The sequence below is a fragment of the Oceanobacter kriegii DSM 6294 genome (genome assembly GCF_000422845.1).
GTDB classification, from domain to species: domain Bacteria; phylum Pseudomonadota; class Gammaproteobacteria; order Pseudomonadales; family Oceanobacteraceae; genus Oceanobacter; species Oceanobacter kriegii.
This window is the reverse complement of the sequence record NZ_AUGV01000003.1, coordinates 153,241-172,018: the sequence shown is the minus strand read 5'-3', so window position 1 is coordinate 172,018 and position 18,778 is coordinate 153,241. Positions and strand designations below refer to the sequence as shown.

The following is an 18,778-nucleotide window of genomic DNA, read 5'->3' as shown; positions in this document are numbered from 1 at the left end:
TTTTAACGAAGCTTCAGCCAGGTGGTTTTAAGCTGGGTGAACTTGTCGAAGGCATGCAGTGACAGGTCGCGGCCAAAACCGGACTGTTTGTAGCCTCCAAACGGTACGCTGTAATCAATGGCGTCCATGGCGTTGATGGAGACTGTTCCGGCTCGTAATTTGCCGGCAACCCGATAGGCGCAATTGATGTTATTGGTCCAGACCGACGCGGCGAGGCCATAGATGGAGTCGTTCGCCAGCTGAATGGCTTCTGCTTCGGTTTCGAAGCGCATGATGGCGGCAACCGGACCAAAGACCTCTTCGGTGGCAATCGTCATGGCTGGGGTGACGTTGGTCAGGATCGTTGGTGGCACCAGGCAATCATCTTCAGCGCCGGTGCCACCGCATGCCAGTGTTGCACCTTGCTGTTGTGCCTGTTCGATGAATCCCCGAACGCGGCTTGCATGCTGGTGGTCTATCAGGGCACCCACTTCGGTGTCAGGCTGCAGTGGATCGCCAACGACCATGGATTCTGCCTTGGCCACAAAACGCTCGACAAAGGCATCGTACACACTGCTTTCGACCAGAATGCGCGAATTGGCGGAGCAGACTTCTCCCTGATTGAAGAAAATGCCCATCGCCGCGTGTTCTACCGCCGCTTCAAGGTCACAGTCTGCAAAGATCAGGTTCGGGCTCTTGCCACCGGTCTCTGGCCATACCTGTTTCATGTTCGACTCTGCTGAATACCCCATGAACAATTTGCCCACCGCTGTTGATCCGGTAAAGGTCAGGCAGTCAACATCCATATGGCGTCCCAGCGCCTGACCAACCACTTCGCCAAGGCCTGTGACGACGTTCAGAACACCGTCTGGCAAGCCCGCTTCCTTGGCCAGTTCGGCCAGTCTAAGCGCGGTCAGTGGCGACTGTTCTGCCGGTTTGAGTACGACAGAGTTACCTGCAATCAGGGCCGGCGCGAGCTTCCAGGCGGCGATATCCAATGGGAAATTCCATGGAATAACCGCAGCGACGACGCCAACGGCTTCGCGGGTGATGGTCGCAATGTTATGGCGGTCTGTGGGGGCCACCTCGCCGTACAGTTTGTCGACGGATTCGGCATACCACTCAAAACATCCGGCGGCACCGGGAATATCCAGGTTGTAGCAATCCATCACTGGCTTGCCGACGTTAAGTGACTCCAGCAGTGACAATTCCTCGCGGTGTTTCATCATCAGGCTGGCAAGTTTGCGGATAATGGCTTTGCGTTCAGCGGGGGGGAGTTCGGCCCAGACGCCACTTTCAAACGTCGCCCGGGCGTTTTGTACCGCGGTATCAACATCGGCTGTGCTGCAGGCGGCGGTTTGGGTCAGCAACTCGCCCGTTGCCGGGTTGACGGTGTCGTAGCAAGAACCGTCGCTGGCGCTGTGATGCTGGCCGTTAATCCATGCCTGAGAGGGCAGTCGGGTGTTGGCCTGCAGGGTCAACCAGTAGTCCTTGCTGAATGAAGTCATAACGTTATCCAAAAAAGTCTTAATGTTCCGGAAACAGGCTAATTCAGCAGCAGGTTAATCTTAAATATGTTTTTGTATAACAATGAATAATTTTTTCTGATGCAGAGGTATTTGGATAAAAATATTGCTGTATCAGGTTTCCCGATACAGATCAGAAAATAAAAATATTTTAAGCGCCATTAAATTCTTTCTAGCCTGAATTCCAATGTCAGTTTGTCGTTACGAATATCTCGACGGCTTACGGATGGAATATTTATCGGTATCCAAAAATACAAGCGGGCTATGAAATGACCATCAATACAACTGAAATCGATACCTTGATTGTGGGAGGCGGGCAGGCCGGTATTGCTGTCAGTGAGCACCTTGGCAAGCAGGGTGTTCCCCATCTGATTCTGGAACGCGACCGCCTGGCTGAGCGCTGGCGCAGCCAGCGTTGGGATTCCTTGGTTACCAATGGCCCGGTCTGGCACGACCGGTTCCCGGGGCTTACCTTCGAAGATCTGAAAGGGGATGAGTTCGCGCCCAAGGAGCGGGTTGCCGATTATCTGGTGGAATACGCCGAAATGAACAAGTCGCCGTACAAAACCGGTGTCGAGGTTCAGTCGGTGGTGCGCAATGAAGGCAAGCCGGGTTTTACCGTAACAGCCAGCGATGGGGTGTACAGCGTTAACCGGGTGGTGGTTGCCACCGGTCCTTTCCAGGTTCCGTCTATTCCACCGATTGCTCCGCAGGACACACACCTGACGCAGATGCATTCCACCGGTTATTTCAATCCTGAGCAGCTCCCGAAAGGTGGTGTGCTGGTGGTGGGAGCCGGTTCTTCCGGCGTGCAGATTGCTGATGAACTGAATCGTGCTGGCAAGCAGGTGTACCTGTCTGTAGGTCCGCATGACCGTCCACCCCGTCGTTACCGTGACCGTGATTTTGTCTGGTGGTTGGGTGTACTGGGTTTGTGGGACAAGGAAGAGGTAGAAGCCGGTCGTGAGCACGTGACCATCGCGGTGAGTGGTGCTCGAGGCGGGGAAACCATCGATTTTCGTCGTTTGGCCAACGAGGGTATTCAACTGGTTGGTGTGACCGCCGAATTTGCTGACGGGCGGGTTGTGTTTAACGACGATCTGAACAAAAACATCAATGACGGTGATGCCAACTACTTTTCCGTATTGGACGCCGCCGATGCCTATATTGAGCGCAACGGCCTCGACCTGCCGGAAGAACCTCAGGCTCGTGAAGTGCTGGCTGATCCACACTGCATGACCCATCCGATTCGCGAGCTGAATCTGGCCGAAGCGGGTATTACCAGCATCATCTGGGCGACCGGCTTCAAGCAGGATTTCAGCTGGCTGCAGGTGGATGCCTTTGACGAAAACAACAAGCCAAAGCATGCCCGCGGTGTGTCGTCTGAGCCTGGAATCTATTTCGTTGGCTTGCCATGGCTGTCGCGCCGGGGCTCCACGTTTATCTGGGGCGTCTGGCACGATGCCAAGCATGTGGCTGACCACATCAAAACCCAGCGTAAATACTCGCAATACCAGTCTGGTAAACCGGCCTGATTGATGAACAAGGAGAGCACTGTGCCAACACATACTCGCATTCGTATGTTTAATACGCGCGATACCTATCCGAATCAGACGCTGGACAACGACCTGTGCCAGGCGGTCCGGGCGGGTAATACTGTTTATGTTCGGGGCCAGGTTGGTACCGACTTTGAGGGCAACCTGGTTGGACTGGGTGATCCGGCAGCACAAGCTGATCAGGCGATGAAAAACGTCAAGCAGTTGCTTGAAGAAGCGGGGTCGGACTTGTCCCATATCGTCAAGACCACGACCTACATAACGGACCCGCGCTTTCGTGAGCCGGTCTATCGCGAGGTGGGGAAATGGCTCAAGGGGGTTTTCCCCATTTCCACCGGACTGGTGGTCGCCGGTTTGGCACAGCCTCAATGGCTGATGGAAATTGATGTGATTGCGGTGATTCCGGAACAGGAGCTGGGTTGATGACGTTTTCGATTGCCGGGGTGTGCCCGGCCACTGGCATGGTGGGATGTGCGATTACATCGTCCAGTATTTGTGTTGCAAGCCGCTGCGCCTTTACCCGGGATCAGGTTGGTGTGGCATTGACCCAAAATGTCACCAATCCACTACTGGGCCCGATGGCTCTTGATTTGATGGCCTCCGGTATGGCTCCAGCGGCGGTGCTTGCACAGTTGTCGGAGGCTGACGCCAATGTTGAATATCGCCAACTGGGAGTACTCGCCAGCAATGGTGAGTCCGTGACCTTCAGTGGTTCTGAAGCACTGGGCATTCACAATACCGTAAGCGGCAACCACTGCCTGGCAATGGGCAACCTGTTGGCCAATGACGGCATCCCCCAGGCCATGGTGGATGCGTTCGAACGTGCTCAGGGGCCATTGGCCGAACGCCTTCTGACGGCGTTGGAAGCCGGCCTGGCTGCCGGTGGTGAAATGGGGCCTCTGCACTCTGCCGGGCTACAGGTCAGTGCCAATTCTGGCTGGCCAGTAGTGGACCTGCGGGTCGACTGGCACGTAGCGCCGATATCGGAGCTGCGGATGGTGTGGCAAGCCTATGAGCCCCAGCAGCAGGATTACATGACCCGCGCCGTTACCCCGGATGCCGCTCCGTCTTATGGTGTGCCTGGCGACGAGTAAGCGCCTGGTGATGTCTCGCGACGTTATTACCACAACCGGTCCGGCGCTTGCCTGACCGGTTTTTTGTTTCAGCAAGCGTCTGCTTCTGACGCTGCCTCTGGAGTATGAAATGCCTTCCGATCTGACCTACGAGATTTTGCAGCAGCTGATCTCATTTGATACCACCAGTGCCAATTCCAACCTGCAGTTGTTGGACTACATTCAGCAGTACCTTCAACGCCACGGAGTGGACAGTCATCTGGTGCACGATGACAGCGGTCGCAAGGCCAATCTGTACACCACTATTGGGCCGGACCATATTGCCGGAGTGATGCTGTCGGGGCATACCGATACGGTGCCGGTGACGGGCCAGAACTGGACGGTGCCATCCCATCAACTGACGGTCAAAACGCATGCCGACGGTGCCCGCTGGTATGGGCGTGGCACGACGGATATGAAAGGGTTTATCGCCGTGGTATTGGCTGCCGTACCGGATATGCTGGCGCAACCACTGCATACCCCCATTCATCTGGCTTTTTCCTACGATGAGGAAATTGGCTGTATTGGCGTGCGGCGCTTGATCGAAACCTTGCGGCAACTGCCCATCAAGCCCGCGATGGGCATCATCGGCGAGCCCACGAGTATGAAAGTGGTGACGGCTCACAAGGGTAAACTGGCCGCCAAAGTGACGGTCACCGGCAAGGAATGCCACTCCGGTATGGCTCCTTATGGAGTGAATGCGGTGAACTATGCCGCCAGACTGATTGTCTGGCTTGAGCAGTTGGCCTGGCAGAAGCGATCTTCGGGCCCGTTTGAATACGGTTATGAGATTCCCTACACCACGGTGCACACAGGGGTTGTGCAGGGTGGAGAGGCGCTGAACATCGTTCCCAATCACTGCGAGTTTGTTTTTGAGTTTCGCAATGTGGCGGCCGAATCTCCAAGGGACTTGCTGGCCAGCTTTCGTCGCTACGCCAGCGAGTTGGAAGCGGAAATGCGCCAGGTTGATCCAAATTGCAGGATTGATATCGCGATCACCAGCGAGTACGCCGGACTGGCCACGGCGAATGATGAAGAGGTGGTCTCCTTTGTTCAGCAGCTCACCGGTGAGGCAACCACGACGACCGTTAATTTTGGTACGGAAGGCGGGCTGTTCAGTCAGGTGCTGGGCGTACCCAATGTGGTGTGCGGCCCCGGCAGTATGGATCAGGGCCACAAACCGGATGAATACATTGAAAGCCAGCAGCTGGAAGCGTGTGAAAGAATGTTGAAGCGCTTGATTAAGCGCTTGTCTCAGCCCAACGAAGGGCTGTGACAGGCACTTTTTATCTATCTATGGTTCTGAGGCTACGGTTCTTGAGGTTGTGGTTCTTGAGATCAGCGCACCGGTCAGGCCGGTTCGCTGATCTCGGTCGCGTCTGAAACGCGGCTGGTCTCTGTCGCAAGTATCATCTCGGCCGCTTTCTCTCCAATCATGATGCAAGGGGCATTGGTGTTGCCGCTGATCAGAGTTGGCATGATGGAGGCGTCGGCGACCCGTAAACCCGTGATGCCCCGGACTTTCAGATCTGGCGTCACAACTGCCATCGGGTCGGTACCCATTTTACAGGTGCCAACCGGGTGGAATACCGTGGCAGCGTATTCACGGATGTTGTCCAGAAACTCGGCGTCGGTCTGCACCTGGCTGCCGGGCAGCATTTCCTTGCCTCTGCTGTCGTCGTAGGCGCTGTCGGCAAGTACCTTGCGGGCCAATCGCATACCTTCCGTCAGCACTTTGGCATCGTCCATATTGCTGAGGAAGTTGTAGTCCAGCTGCAGCTGACGATCCGCCCCCAGACGTAGTTCACCGATGCTTTTTGGACGCAGAACGCAGACGTGAATAGCGTAGCCGTGCCCCCACTCAAACAAGCGGCCGCGGTGGCTGCGATAACCGGGCACGTAGTGGAACTGCACGTCCGGCAATCCATCTTGGGCCAGCGGTGTCCTGAAGAAGCCACCGGCCTCTACGTAGTTGGTAGTTAGCCAGCCTTTGCGCCCAGCCAGGAAGCGGAAGGGCGACAGCAATACCTGTGGCAGCGAGCCGAGTGAAAAACCCAGTGAGCGACTGTTGTTGGAGCGCACGGTGACCAGCCCATCAAGGTGGTCCTGCAGGTTCTGCCCGACTCCGGCCAGGTCCTGTTTTACCTCGATGCCGGCAGCCTTGAGCTGGTCGGTAGGGCCAATGCCGGACTTCATCAGAATATGCGGTGACCCCAATGCTCCAGCAGACAACACGACTTCCTGATCGGCCCGGATCATGTTCATGCCATTGGCGGTGCGAATTTCCACACCCAGCACGCGCTGTTCGTCAAACAACAGGCGTTCCACTTCGACTCCGGTGCGAACCTCCAGATTCGGCCGTTGTTGCAGTACCGGGGCGACAAACGCCTGATAGCTGGACAACCGTTTGCCGTCTTTTTGGGTCAGGTTGTAAATGCCACAACCTTCCTGTTCGGTACCGTTGAAGTCGCTATTTTCCTTTACCCCCAGAGCTCTCCTGGCCGCCTCGATAAAGCGGTGAGTGAAGGGATTCGGGTCCTTTGGTTTGTCGACCAGCAGTTCCCCTTGCTGACCGTGCAGGGCCTCGCTTTGACCGAGCAGGTTGCGTTCGGATTTGCGAAACATCGGCAGGACATCCTGCCAGCCCCAGCCTGTACAACCGGAAGCTTGCCACTGGTCGTAATCGCTGGCGTGACCGCGGATGTAGATCATGCTGTTCATGGAGGCGGAACCGCCGAGGGCTTTGCCACGGGGGCAGTGCAGCTGGCGGTTGTTGAGGCGTTGCTGGGGAACGGAATAGTAATTCCAGCTATACCGAGGGCTTTTATACAGTGTAATGGTGCCGGCCGGGACTTGTACCCGCAGGCTGTTGTCGCTGCCGCCGGCTTCCAGTAGCAACACCCGGGTTGCCGGGTCTGCGCTGAGTCGGTTGGCGATAACGGAACCGGCCGAGCCAGCTCCGACAATGATGTAATCAAACGTTTCTGGCTGGCTCATGATGGCTCCCGGGAGGCTGTTGCTCGGCTTAATGAATGTCTTCGAGATCGTCGTGAAGCAGATTCATAACCCGGCGTTTGAGGGCAATAAATTCCGGCTCCATCGCCATATCGAGAGTGCGAGGGTGGGCAATGTTGACGTCGATAATCTCGCGGATATGACCCGGACGGGCACCCATCACAAATACCCGGTCACCCAGCAGAATGGCTTCGTCGATGTCGTGAGTAACAAACACCACGGTTTTTTTGCTGTGCTCCCACACTCGCAGCAGTAGCTGTTGCATTTGCAGTCGGGTTTGGCTGTCGAGTGCACCAAAAGGCTCATCCATCAGCAGAATTTTGGGATCATTGGCCAGTGCCCGGGCAATGGCGACCCGCTGTTTCATACCGCCGGATAACTGTTTGGGGTAGTTATCGGCAAAGTTTTCCAGACTGACTTCTTTCAGGTAGTGCGCGACGATACGACTGCGCTCTGCTGCTGCAATTTTTTTGCGCTTGAGACCGAACTCGATGTTTTCCCGTACCGTCAGCCACGGAAACAGGGTGTAGCCCTGAAATACCATGCCGCGATCGGGACCAGGGGCGGTGACGGTTTCACCAGCGACTTCAATTGAGCCATCGCTTGGTTGATTGAGACCGGCTGTCAGGTACAGCAGGCTCGACTTACCACAGCCCGAAGGGCCAACAATTACGGCGAACTCCTGATCGCGGACTTCCATGCAAATGTTTTCAAGTGCAGTGAACTCGCCACCTTCCGGCTTTGGAAAGCGCAGGGAGACATTGTTGATAGAGAGCTGTACCGGACGCTGTTCAGTATCGGACTCAGCGGTCGACTGAGCCACGGCTTGCAAGGTGTTCAGTTGGCCCATGCACCTAACCTCATTCGTAAAACACGGAAGAATTGATCCGTCACCAGACCCAACAGGCCAATGATGACAATGGCGAGGAAAATGATATCGACCTGGAAACCGCGCATGGCTTTCAGGCTGATGTAGCCAAGTCCACTGGACGCTGCCACCAGCTCGGCGACAACCAGATACGTCCAGGCCCAGCCAATGGTGACGCGCAGGGTATCGAGGATGCCGGGCAGTGATGCCGGCGCGATCACGTGCGTCATGATTTCCCTGCGGCTCGAACCCAGCGTATAGGCCGCCTGCATCAGATCTTTCGAAACACCGCGGGAAATATCAGCAATCATCACAAGCTGCTGGAAAAATACGCCAAAAATAATCACCGTGATGCGCTGTTCCAGACCAATTCCAATCCACAGGATGAACAGGGGAACAAAGGAGGTGACCGGCAGGTAGCGAACAAAGTTAACCAGTGGTTCGAGGAACGCCTGGACGATACGGAAACTGCCCATCATCAGGCCCAGCGGCACGGCGACCACTGAAGAAATCACAAAGCCGATAATGACGACTTCAAAGCTTGCCCAGATGTGTTCCATCAACATGCCGTTTTCAGCCAAACGCTGCCCGGCTTGGAACACTTCCAGTGGAGACGGCAAGAACATGTCCGGAACAATATCGCTGGCGGACAGGGCTACCCAGCCCAGGATAACCAGTGCCCAACCTATAATGCCGGTGGAAAGGATGAGCTGCCGAGGCAGCTCCTCCCGTGGAGACAGACAGGCATTCAGTACGCCTTTTTGCTGTGCCATCTTGTCTGTCCTCACTCAATGAACGCCGTGGTGACCAGTTGGTCGTAGGTGACATTCAGCTCAGTGCCTTGTAGCTTGCTCCAGGTTTCGTTGGCGGTGCTGATCAACTGTTTGATATCGCCACCCAACAGCTTTTCATTCATGGCCTTGTCGTAGAAGCGTACGTTTGCTGCCGCTTCGGCAAAGTCTTTCGGGTCAGACAGGTAGCCACCCACACCCTTGGCCATGATCTCGTAGGCCTTCTGAGGATGTTGTTTGGTGTATTCCACCGCGCGATAGATGCCGTCGACCAACGCTTCGACATCTTCTGGCTGGTTCTTGATTACGTCACAGCTCAGCGCCACCACATCGACGATGACCCCCGGGGTTGCTGCACTGTCGACGAGCACTTTGCCGGTGTGCCTGGATTTGGCCATAGACAGGTTGGGTTCCCAGGTTACGGCTGCAGGAATACGGCCAGCCATGAAAGCACTAGCGGCGTCATCTGCGGTCATGTTCTGGACTTTCAGATCAGACATGGACATGCCGTTCTGTTTCAGCAGGTAGGACAGCCAGAACTGGGAAACAGAGCCTTCGTTTACAGCAACACGTTTTCCTTTCAAATCGGCGATGGAGTTCACGTCATCGCCTACCAACAGGCCGTCGCCACCGTAGCTTTCATCCAGAGCCACAACGGACTGGAAACAGAATTTAGGGCGGTACTTGAGGATTTCATCGACGGTGGATGCGGAACCGTCCAGATGGCCAGAGGCCTGGGCTGCCATGTACATGGAGGCCTCTTCGATAACCTTTAGATCGACATCGAGGCCTTTTTCCTTGAAGTAGCCAAGATCCCGAGCCAGGTACAGGGTGCCGTAGCCGACCCAGGTGGTGTGACCAATCGACAGTTCGCCGGCGCTGGCAGCAGTACCAGTCAGCATGGCGATGCTGGCAGCCAGCAGGGTGCCGGTGCTTTTACGACGTATTGCGGATATGGCGTTTTTAATCTGCATGTGAGTACCCATCGGTTAACTGAACCAAGTGTTATGGACGCTATGAATAACTCGTGCAGAGCTGTGCAGGGTTATTCATAGGCCCCTTATGTGTTGGATAAAAGTTAATCGTCAGCAGAGGGTATTCATCAATTATATTTTTCCTTATGTCTGGATCACATTTTATTATCCAGACATAAATGTTTCGTGCTGGTGCAGGCTATAAAAAAGCGCCTCAAATATGGGCGCTTTGGGGTTTGGATAGATAGCTTTTTTCGTTAATGAGGCCGGATGTTTGGAGTTTCCAATTCGCTCTTCGGGAGATATGCGTGACTGTTGTCATGACTATTGGCGCTCATATACTCGCGAACATACTGTTTGATGTCGTCGATAAAGGCTTCTGCAGCGGGAGTGCTGATCGCTTCTTTCAGTCGTGCGATCCCCAGTTTCAGCGGTACGACGGAGTCACTAATCGGCAGCGTCACCAGCTGATCACCGGTATTGTCTGAGATGGGCATATTCAGCAGAGAGTAGCCCAGGCCATTGGCAACCATACCCCTCACCATGCTGAGTGAGTGTGTTTTGTAGGCGCAATTTGGGTTCAGGCCCTGCGAGATAAACAACGACATGAAATATTGTTGGCTAACTGGCCAATCCAGCATGACCAGTGGGTGTTCAGCGAGCTCTGCCATAGATACAGAAGATTTGTCTGCCAGCGGGTGGTCGCTGCTGACAGTAGCGTAGGGGGGCAACGAAGCCAACGCTTCAAATTCAATGTTCGCTGGTAGCTCCATGTCGTAGGTAATACCCAGCTCGTAGTCACAATTCTGCAGCCCTTCTATAAGGTTTTTCTGGTGCAGTTCACGGCAGTCGATATTCACCGCCGGGTACTTATGCATATAGCTCTTGATGATCTGTGGCAGCAATGCACCTGTGAGTGTCGGGAAGCCCGCTACCCTCAGAGAGCCGGTGATTTCGGTACTCAGGCTGCTGGCGAACTGCGCCAGACTTTCCGCTTCCTGTAACAAACCTCTGGCTTTTCGGTAGAACTCCATGCCTTGTGGTGTGAGGCTCAAGCCCTGGGCATGGTGTCGAATAAAGAGCTTCAGGCCGGTTACATCTTCCAGGTGCAGGATGGCGGATGAAATGGATGGCTGGGATACATAAAGAATCTCGGCTGCCTTGGTCACACTCTGGTGCTCTCCGGCGACAGCAAAATAACGTAGCTGTTTGAGAGTGAAGTTCATTGCTTTCATTTGTCAGTCTCCTGCTGCTGTCTGTGTTGTTTTGGCTCTGGACGTTTCGCGTCAGGAAAAGCTGATACAGACGAAGAATTGGATTTGATTTTCTTTAGCACACATCGGGCCATGGTCAGTTGAATAACTTTTTCTAATCCAGTGCTTTTGAACATGCGATAAAGCAGCAAATGCTTCTTTGATATGTTGAAACCGTTGAATTTGAATAAGTGACTGGCCAACCGGCATCCGGGGGGCACTGCTGGAGCATGGGATGAGCACAATTATTTACCCGATTACCAACCTGAAAACCGGCACAGACATGTCTGTGGTGCGTGGCGAGGGGGTCTATGTATACGATGACCAGGGCAAACAATATCTGGAAGGGATGTCGGGCCTGTGGTGTACCGCCCTTGGTTATGGCAACCAGGAGTTGGTGCAGACTGCAGCGCAGCAGATGACCGATTTGTCCTACAGTTCCATGTTCTTTGGCAAAACTCACCCTGTTGGTGAGGCGCTGGCGGAAAAGCTGGCGGCGATGGCCCCGGTCGAGCGTCCGCATATGTTCTTCGGCAATTCCGGCAGCGACGCCAATGACACTCAGCTGAAAATCCTGCGTTACTACTTCAATGCCATTGGCAAACCCAACAAGAAAAAGGTGATTGCCCGACAGCGTTCCTATCACGGCATTACAATGGGATCAGCCTGCTTGACCGGCCTGGAAGTGAACCACACCAATTTCGATCTACCGGTGGAAGCTCTGGGCATCTTGCGGACTGATGCACCGTTCTACTATCGGGATCGGCTGGAAGGAGAAACGGAATCACAGTTCGTTGACCGGATTCTCGGCAATCTGGAAGCGATGATTGTGCGTGAGGATCCGGAAACCATTGCCGCCTTCATTGCAGAGCCGATTACCGGTGCCAGTGGTGTGATTGTGGCGCCTGATGGCTATTACCAGAAGTTGCGAGCGCTGCTGGCGAAATACGACATTTTCTTTATCGCCGACGAAGTGATTACCGGGTTTGGTCGTACGGGCAATGCGTTTGGCTGTGAAACCATGAGCATTGGCGCACCGGACATGATGAGTGTGGCGAAACAGTTGTCATCGGCCTACCAGCCCATCAGTGCTGCCATTGTGCGTGGCGATATCTACGATGCCTTGGTGGAGCCAAGCAATCGCATCGGTGTTTTCGGCCACGGCTATACCTATTCGTGTCACCCGGTTGCGGCGGCGGTTGCATTGAAAACCCTGGAAATCTACGAGCGCGATAACATCTTCGGAATTGCGGCTGAAACCGGTGATTACTTCCAACAACAGCTAAAGACATTTGCAACGCATTCCATTGTCGGTGAAGTACGTGGCCGCGGTTTGATGGCGGCGGTTGAATTACAGAACCATGCCCGTGGAGAGGCTTTCCCGTTAGCGGTGTCCGACTTTCTGCGCCGAGCCTGTCTTGAGGAAGGATTGATTCTGCGAGATGTGGGGACTGCAATTGCCTTCTGCCCCCCGCTGATCATTACCCGCACTCAGATTGATGACTTGCTGGCGAGGTTCGGTCGGGCATTGGATAAAACCGCTGCCTGGGTTGAGCAGGAAGGCTTGCTTTAAGCAGCTGCGACATGGATTACGGAGTCCATGTCGTAGAGTGTGGATAAGTTTTTTATTTCCCAAAGTGCACTTACGGTGGTTTTCATCACCGTATGTGGCTTTCTCATTGACGCTTTACGGCGTCTCAATCGACTGTTCAGTCTGATAATCCGGTTCCGCCAAACCACCACCTAACACCCGGTACAGGGTGATGCGGTTTTGCAGCTCTTCCAGTTGGGCGCTGATCAGGCTTTGCTGGGCCGAGTAGTAGGTGCGTTCGCTGGTCAGTGTGTCCTGAAAGCTGTCGACGCCAGCTTCATAGCGTTTCATCGACAGTTCATAGCTGCGTCCGGCCGAGCTGGCGTAGTCGCGTTGGGCATCCAGTTGATCCTGCATGGTGGCGCGACGGGCGAGGGCATCAGCGGTTTCCTGAAACGCGGTTTGCAGCGTGTATTCGTAGGTCGCCAGATACTTCTGCCAATTGGCTTTGGCGGCTTCCAGATCGGCGTCTTTACCACCCCAGTCGAAGATGTTCATGCTCAGGCTGGGTGCCACGGTCCAGATGGTGGAGGCGCCACCGGTAAACAGGTTCGACAGTGCCGCGCTGGCAACACCACCAGTGGTGGTCAGCGTCAGCGACGGGAAGTAAGCCGCCCGGGCAGCACCAATGTTGGCATTAGCCGACTTCAGGGTGTGTTCAGCGGCCAGTACGTCCGGGCGCAGTAACAGCACATCAGAGCTGAGGCCGGTAGGCACATCCGCGACCAGTTGGGCGGTGGTCGGCAAGGCCGTTGGCAGCAGCGATTCATCGAGGTTGGAACCGACCAGCAGCCAGAGGGCGTTTTTGTCCTGCGCCACCTGATTGGTGTAGCTGGCAATGTCAGTGCGAGCACTGTGGTAGGTGGTTTCGGCCGAGGCCAGATCAACCCGTGAGTCGACCCCCAGATCCAGCCGCTTGGCGGTGATGTCCATCGCCCGCTTGGCATTCTCGGCGGTTTCTTGCGCCAGTTGCAGCAGGTTCTGGTCGGACGCCAGAGTCAGCCATGCATTGGCGGTTTCGGCAATCAGGGTAATGCGAGCAGCACGGGCGGTTTCAGCGCTGGCGTAGTAGCTTTCCAGCTGCACATCGGTGAGGTCGCTGTTTTTGCCAAACAGATCGATCTCGTACGAACTGAGGCCGCCGCTGGCTTCCCAGCTGCTGCTGACACTGCCATTCGAGCGTGAGCGATTACCGCTGACGCCCACATCCAGCGCCGGGTATTGGTCGGCTGATTGGCCGCGATAGGCGGCACGGGCGGCGGCAACATCCGCCACGGTGGCGCGCAGGTCGCGGTTATTGGCCAGTGCCAGCGCAATCACCTGGGTCAGGCGTTCGTCCTGAATAAAGTCTTGCCACGGCAGTTCGCGGGCCGACTTCAGATTGGCTGCGCTGCTATTGCTACCGTCGGACGGCAGTTGGGCTGGCACTGGCGCATCCGGGCGCTGATAGTCAGGGGCCATGCTGGCGCAACCGGCCAGCATCACAGTGGCCAGCGCAGCGGCCAGGGCTTTGGGGTAAAAACGGCTCGTGCTCATGCCTGCGCTCCTGTGTTGGCATTGCTGTCAGTGTTGTCTTCGTCATCACCTGCGTGCTTCTCGCGGGACGGGAACAGGCCCCGTACCAGCACGAAGAACAGTGGCACAAAGAAGATCGCCAGTACGGTGGCAGTAAAGGTACCGCCGACGATGCCAGTACCAATGGAGATACGGCTGTTGGCACCGGCACCGCTCGACAGTGCCAATGGCAGGGTACCGAAGATAAACGCCAGCGAGGTCATCAGAATCGGGCGCAAGCGCATGAAGGCAGCCTCTACCGCTGATTCAATCAGGCCCTTGCCTTTCATGTAGAAGTCTTCGGCGAATTCCACAATCAGAATGGCGTTCTTGGATGCCAGACCAATGGTGGTCAGCAGCGCCACCTGGAAGTAGATATCGTTTTCCAGACCACGGAAGGTCGCTGCCAGCACGGCACCCAGTACGCCCAGCGGCACTACCAGAATCACCGCAAACGGTACCGACCAGCTTTCATACAGCGCGGCCAACGCCAGGAATACCACCAGAATCGAAATACCGTACAGCATGGTGGATTGACCACCGGCCAGACGTTCCTGATAGGACAAGCCGCTCCATGAACCGGTGACGCCTTCACCAAGGTCATTGGTAAGCGCTTCCATTTCGTCCATGGCGTCGCCAGAACTCATGCCGTTGGCGGCCGAACCCTGAATTTCATAGGAAGCCAGACCGTTGTAGCGGCTGAGGGTTTGCGGGCCGGAATCCCAGCTGACAGAGGCGAAGGAGGAGAACGGCGTCATCTCGCTGTCGCCGCCACGAACGAACCAGTACTGCAGGTCGTCCGGCTTGGAGCGGTATTCACCGGCACCTTGCACGTACACCTTCTTGACCCGGCCGTTGTCGATAAAGTCATTCACGTAGCTGCCTGCCCAGGCGGTGGACAGGGTGCTGGAAATATCTGACAGACCGACATCCAGAGATACCGCCTTGGCCTGATCGATATTCACACGCAGCTGCGGCGTATCGCTCAGAGAGCCCATGCGCATGCCGGTGATCTTGTCGCTTTGCTGGGCGTTTTGCATCAGCTGGTTCTTGAACTGCAGCAGTTCGTCACGGCTGGTGCCAGCGGTGGCCTGCAGCTCGTAGGTGAAACCATTACTCTGGCCCATGCCCTGAATCGCTGGTGGCGACATGGCGAAGAAGCTGGCGTCACGAATCGACGACAGGTTCATGGTGGCGCGGTTGGAAATGGCGGTGGCAGAGTCTTCTTCGGCGGTACGCTCGTCCCAGTCTTTCAGGGAAACGAACGCCATACCGGTATTCTGGCCGGTACCCGAGAAGCTGAAACCGGAGATGGTGAAGACGTTGTTGACGTTGTCTTTTTCGTCGTTGAGGTAGTAGTCCTCGATCTCGCGGGCAACGTCGGAAGTACGTTTCAGGGAGGCACCGGTTGGCAGGTTGAACATCGCCATGGTTTCGGCCTGATCTTCAGAAGGCAAGAAGCCGGTTGGCAGCTGCACCAGTGAGTAACCCAGTACACCAACAATGGCGCCGTAAACAATCATCCAGCGCAGTGGCTTGCGCACAAAGCTGGCCACACCGCCCTGATACTTGCTGGTCATGGCGTCGAACTTGCGATTGAACCAGCCGAAGAAGCCGCGCTGTTGGCCGTGTTCACCGGAGCCTGCTTTCAGCAGGGTGGCACACAGGGTTGGGGTCAGCGTCAGGGCCACAATCACCGACAGGATCATCGACGACACAATGGTCACCGAGAACTGGCGATAGATCACCCCGGTGGAGCCGCCAAAGAAGGCCATTGGCAGGAACACCGCCGACAGCACCACGGCGATACCGACCAGAGCCGAGCTGATTTCTTTCATCGATTCGATGGTCGCCTTGCGGGCCGACAAGCCTTTTTCAGCCATTACCCGCTCGACGTTTTCGACCACCACGATGGCGTCGTCCACCAACAAACCAATCGACAGCACCAGTGCCAGCATGGTCAGGGTGTTGATGGAGTAGTCGAAGATTTCTAGTACCCCGAAGGTACCCAGCAATACCACCGGCACGGCGACGGCAGGCACCAGCGTGGCGCGCCAGCTACCGAGGAACAGGTAGATCACCGCGATCACCAGAATGATGGCTTCAAACAGGGTGTGTTCCACTTCTTCAATGGAGATCTTGATGAAGTCGGTGGAGTCTTTCGGGTAAGCGATGTCCCAGCCGTCGGGCAGGTTTTTCTTGATGTCGGCGAAGGCTTCTTTTACTGCGGTGGCGGTATCCAGTGCGTTGGCGCCCGGAGCCAGCATCACCGCCATACCGGAAGCCGGGTGGCCGTTCAGACGGGCTTCGTAGCTGTAGCTTTCACTGCCACGCTCAACCTTGGCGACATCGCCCAGCGTTACCAAAGCGCCGCTGCTGTCGCTTTTCAGAATGATGTCGCGGAATTGATCGGCGGTTTGCAGCATCGATTGCGCAGTGACGGTGGCGTTCAGTTCCTGCCAGTCCGGTGCGGGCTGGGCGCCAATATTACCGGCGGCAATCTGGGTGTTCTGGGCCTGAATGGCGGAGGTCACATCGGAGGTCATCAGGCCGTAGTTAGCCAGTTTGACCGGGTCGAGCCAGATACGCATGGCGTATTCGGCGCCGAACACCTGAGTACTGCCAACACCGGTAATACGGGCAATGCTGTCCTGCAGGTTGGAAGCGATGTAGTCGGAGATGTCGTAGCCTTTGGCCTGATCGTTCTTGTCGTAGATCGACGCAATCAGCAGGAACGAGGTTTGGGAGGACTCAACGGTGACGCCGTTGTCCTGCACTGCATCAGGCAGACGCGAGGTAATTTGCGAGACCTTGTTCTGCACCTGTACCTGGGCAATGTCCGGGTCGGTGCCCTGCTCGAAAGTGACATTGATGCTGGCAGAGCCCGAAGACGAGCTGGACGAGCTGAAGTACAGCAAGCCATCGAGGCCCGTCAGCTGTTGTTCAATGATCTGGGTAACGCTGTTTTCAACGGTTTCAGCCGAGGCACCGGTGTAGGTGGCGCTGATGCGTACGGTCGGTGGCGCAACGTCCGGATACTGGGCGATCGGCAGCGACAGGATCGACTGCAGACCAAACAGCATGATGATGATGGAGATCACCCATGCAAAGACGGGGCGATTGATAAAGAAATTGGCGATCATGGCTTAGCCTTCTCCCGCAACCTGGTTAACGGAAGAGTCGTCACTCGCCAGTGATGGCACCTGATCGTCGTTTTGGCCTGTGATCCCGAGCTTGATGGAACCGTCTTTCTGCACACTTACTTTTACAGGCTTCACTTCAGCGCCTTCGGATACCTTGCCGGTGCCTTCCACAATCAGCTTGTCACCTTGTTCCAGACCAGACGAAATCAGCCACTGGTTCTTGATAGCACGGTCGGTTTTGACGGTACGTTTTTCAACCTTGTTGTTGGCGTTTACCACCAGAGCGGTGGCATTGCCCATCGAGTCGTGGGCGATGCCCTGCTGCGGTACCAGAATGGCGTTCTGGTTTACGGCGTCTTCAACCACTGCACGCACAAACATGCCCGGTAGCAGCACGCCATCGGGGTTCGGGAACTCGGCACGCAGGGTAACGGAACCGGTGTCTTCATCGACTGCCACTTCACGCACTTTCATCTTGCCCTGGTAGTCGTAGGTCGAGCCGTCTTCCAGCACCAGACTGACGTCGGCGTTGCCGCCTTCAATACCGGACTGCTTCAGCAGCTTGCGCAGTTTCAGCTGGTCGCTGGAAGACTGGGTCATGTCGACGTACATCGGGTCCATGGTGCTGATGGTCGCCAATGCGGTGTCTTGCGAGGCCGACACCAGTGCGCCTGGTGTCACACTCGACAGGCCAATACGGCCGGAAATCGGAGCGCTGACCTTGGTGTAGCCAAGGTTGATCTGAGCGGTTTGCAATGCTGCCTTGGCGCTTTCGAGATCGGCCTGGGCTTCCAGCCAGCTGGCGTGGGCGTCATCGGCTTCCTGCTGGGAAATGCCCTGGATCTTTACCAGCCCGGCATAACGCTCGTCAGTCAGACGGGCCGACTCCAGCGCGGCTTCGGCGCTTTTCAACGTTGCCTTGGCGGTTTGTAGTTCAGCCTGATAGGTCGCCGGATCAATCTGGTACAGCACGTCCCCCGCGTTCACCTCGCTGCCTTCCTCAAACAGGCGCTGCTTGATAATGCCACCGACCTGAGGGCGAATTTCCGAACTTTGTGACGCCACTGTACGACCCTTCAGCTCACTGGTGAGGCTGACGCTTTGGGGCTGGATTTCAATGAAGCTGACTTCAGTGGCTGGGCGCGCTTGCTGAGCGGCGGCGGAATCCGCAGATTCCGATTGGCAGCCTGCCAGCGCTGTGACAACAGCAAGACCAGCGATGGAACGGATGAGGGCTTTCATTGGGCAGGTCCTCTGTCGATTGGGGACAAGAATTAGGTGGTACAAATAACCGGGATTGGTTTCTTTTTTGAAACAAATTGTCGTCAAAAATGGGTTATTTGCCGAAATTATGGGTTGATTGTTGCTTTTTTACGGTTAAAAACGGGTTGACGCGATGTTAACTCTGGATGTCTC

The 18,778-nt window shown here is 55.7% G+C and carries 14 protein-coding genes; 5 read left to right on the top strand and 9 right to left on the bottom strand.

Features of this window, described 5'->3' with window-relative positions; genetic code table 11:
* Nucleotides 1-2: 2 nt before the first annotated feature.
* A complete protein-coding gene (locus G516_RS0100705) occupies nucleotides 3-1,487 on the bottom strand; it encodes an aldehyde dehydrogenase (protein ID WP_036533723.1) in 1,485 nt (494 codons plus the stop codon).
* Between the two features lie 287 nt (nucleotides 1,488-1,774).
* On the opposite strand from G516_RS0100705, the gene G516_RS20470 reads away from it, so the two are divergent.
* The 4 genes from G516_RS20470 to argE all read left to right on the top strand — a co-directional run bounded on the left by G516_RS20470 (nucleotide 1,775) and on the right by argE (nucleotide 5,449).
* The gene (locus G516_RS20470) at nucleotides 1,775-3,040 is read left to right on the top strand and encodes a flavin-containing monooxygenase (protein WP_036533958.1); all 1,266 of its coding nucleotides are present in this window, start codon (nucleotides 1,775-1,777) and stop codon (nucleotides 3,038-3,040) included.
* 21 nt (nucleotides 3,041-3,061) lie between these two features.
* A complete protein-coding gene (locus G516_RS0100695; protein ID WP_028292021.1) occupies nucleotides 3,062-3,484 on the top strand; it encodes a RidA family protein in 423 nt (140 codons plus the stop codon).
* On the top strand, nucleotides 3,484-4,155 hold the full coding sequence (locus G516_RS0100690; protein WP_028292020.1) for a DUF1028 domain-containing protein: 672 nt from the start codon (nucleotides 3,484-3,486) through the stop codon (nucleotides 4,153-4,155). Before G516_RS0100695 ends, G516_RS0100690 begins: the two co-directional genes overlap by 1 nt.
* Before the next feature lie 109 nt (nucleotides 4,156-4,264).
* Nucleotides 4,265-5,449 (top strand): acetylornithine deacetylase, encoded by a 1,185-nt coding sequence (argE, locus tag G516_RS0100685; RefSeq protein ID WP_028292019.1) that lies wholly within the window; start codon nucleotides 4,265-4,267, stop codon nucleotides 5,447-5,449.
* A gap of 74 nt (nucleotides 5,450-5,523) precedes the next feature.
* Here argE and G516_RS0100680 read toward each other — a convergent pair whose 3' ends face one another.
* The 5 genes from G516_RS0100680 to G516_RS20465 form a co-directional block, all read right to left on the bottom strand.
* Nucleotides 5,524-7,170 (bottom strand): GMC family oxidoreductase, encoded by a 1,647-nt coding sequence (locus G516_RS0100680; RefSeq protein ID WP_028292018.1) that lies wholly within the window; start codon nucleotides 7,168-7,170, stop codon nucleotides 5,524-5,526.
* Between the two features lie 28 nt (nucleotides 7,171-7,198).
* The gene (locus G516_RS0100675) at nucleotides 7,199-8,038 is read right to left on the bottom strand and encodes an ABC transporter ATP-binding protein (RefSeq protein WP_028292017.1); all 840 of its coding nucleotides are present in this window, start codon (nucleotides 8,036-8,038) and stop codon (nucleotides 7,199-7,201) included.
* Nucleotides 8,026-8,829, bottom strand: a complete 804-nt coding sequence (locus G516_RS0100670; RefSeq protein WP_028292016.1) for an ABC transporter permease — start codon at nucleotides 8,827-8,829, stop codon at nucleotides 8,026-8,028. Before G516_RS0100670 ends, G516_RS0100675 begins: the two co-directional genes overlap by 13 nt.
* Before the next feature lie 11 nt (nucleotides 8,830-8,840).
* Complete coding sequence (locus G516_RS0100665; RefSeq protein ID WP_036533721.1) at nucleotides 8,841-9,821, bottom strand: ABC transporter substrate-binding protein; 981 nt, start codon at nucleotides 9,819-9,821, stop codon at nucleotides 8,841-8,843.
* Nucleotides 9,822-10,078: 257 nt separating this feature from the next.
* Nucleotides 10,079-11,056 carry a LysR family transcriptional regulator gene (locus G516_RS20465; protein WP_245582576.1) on the bottom strand — a complete coding sequence of 326 codons (978 nt, stop codon included), beginning with the start codon at nucleotides 11,054-11,056 and terminating at the stop codon, nucleotides 10,079-10,081.
* Between the two features lie 253 nt (nucleotides 11,057-11,309).
* Here G516_RS20465 and G516_RS0100655 point away from each other — a divergent pair, with 253 nt between their 5' ends.
* Nucleotides 11,310-12,647 (top strand): aminotransferase, encoded by a 1,338-nt coding sequence (locus G516_RS0100655; protein ID WP_028292014.1) that lies wholly within the window; start codon nucleotides 11,310-11,312, stop codon nucleotides 12,645-12,647.
* 114 nt (nucleotides 12,648-12,761) lie between these two features.
* Here the strand turns inward: G516_RS0100655 and G516_RS20460 are convergent, their stop codons facing one another.
* From G516_RS20460 to G516_RS0100640, 3 genes are read right to left on the bottom strand one after another with little or no spacing between them, the layout of a single operon-like run.
* Complete coding sequence (locus tag G516_RS20460) at nucleotides 12,762-14,201, bottom strand: efflux transporter outer membrane subunit (protein ID WP_211225039.1); 1,440 nt, start codon at nucleotides 14,199-14,201, stop codon at nucleotides 12,762-12,764.
* Entirely contained in the window at nucleotides 14,198-17,362 is a 3,165-nt protein-coding gene (locus G516_RS20455) for an efflux RND transporter permease subunit (protein ID WP_051218796.1), read from the bottom strand. Before G516_RS20455 ends, G516_RS20460 begins: the two co-directional genes overlap by 4 nt.
* A 3-nt stretch (nucleotides 17,363-17,365) precedes the next feature.
* Entirely contained in the window at nucleotides 17,366-18,604 is a 1,239-nt protein-coding gene (locus tag G516_RS0100640) for an efflux RND transporter periplasmic adaptor subunit (protein WP_028292013.1), read from the bottom strand.
* Nucleotides 18,605-18,778 lie beyond the last annotated feature (174 nt).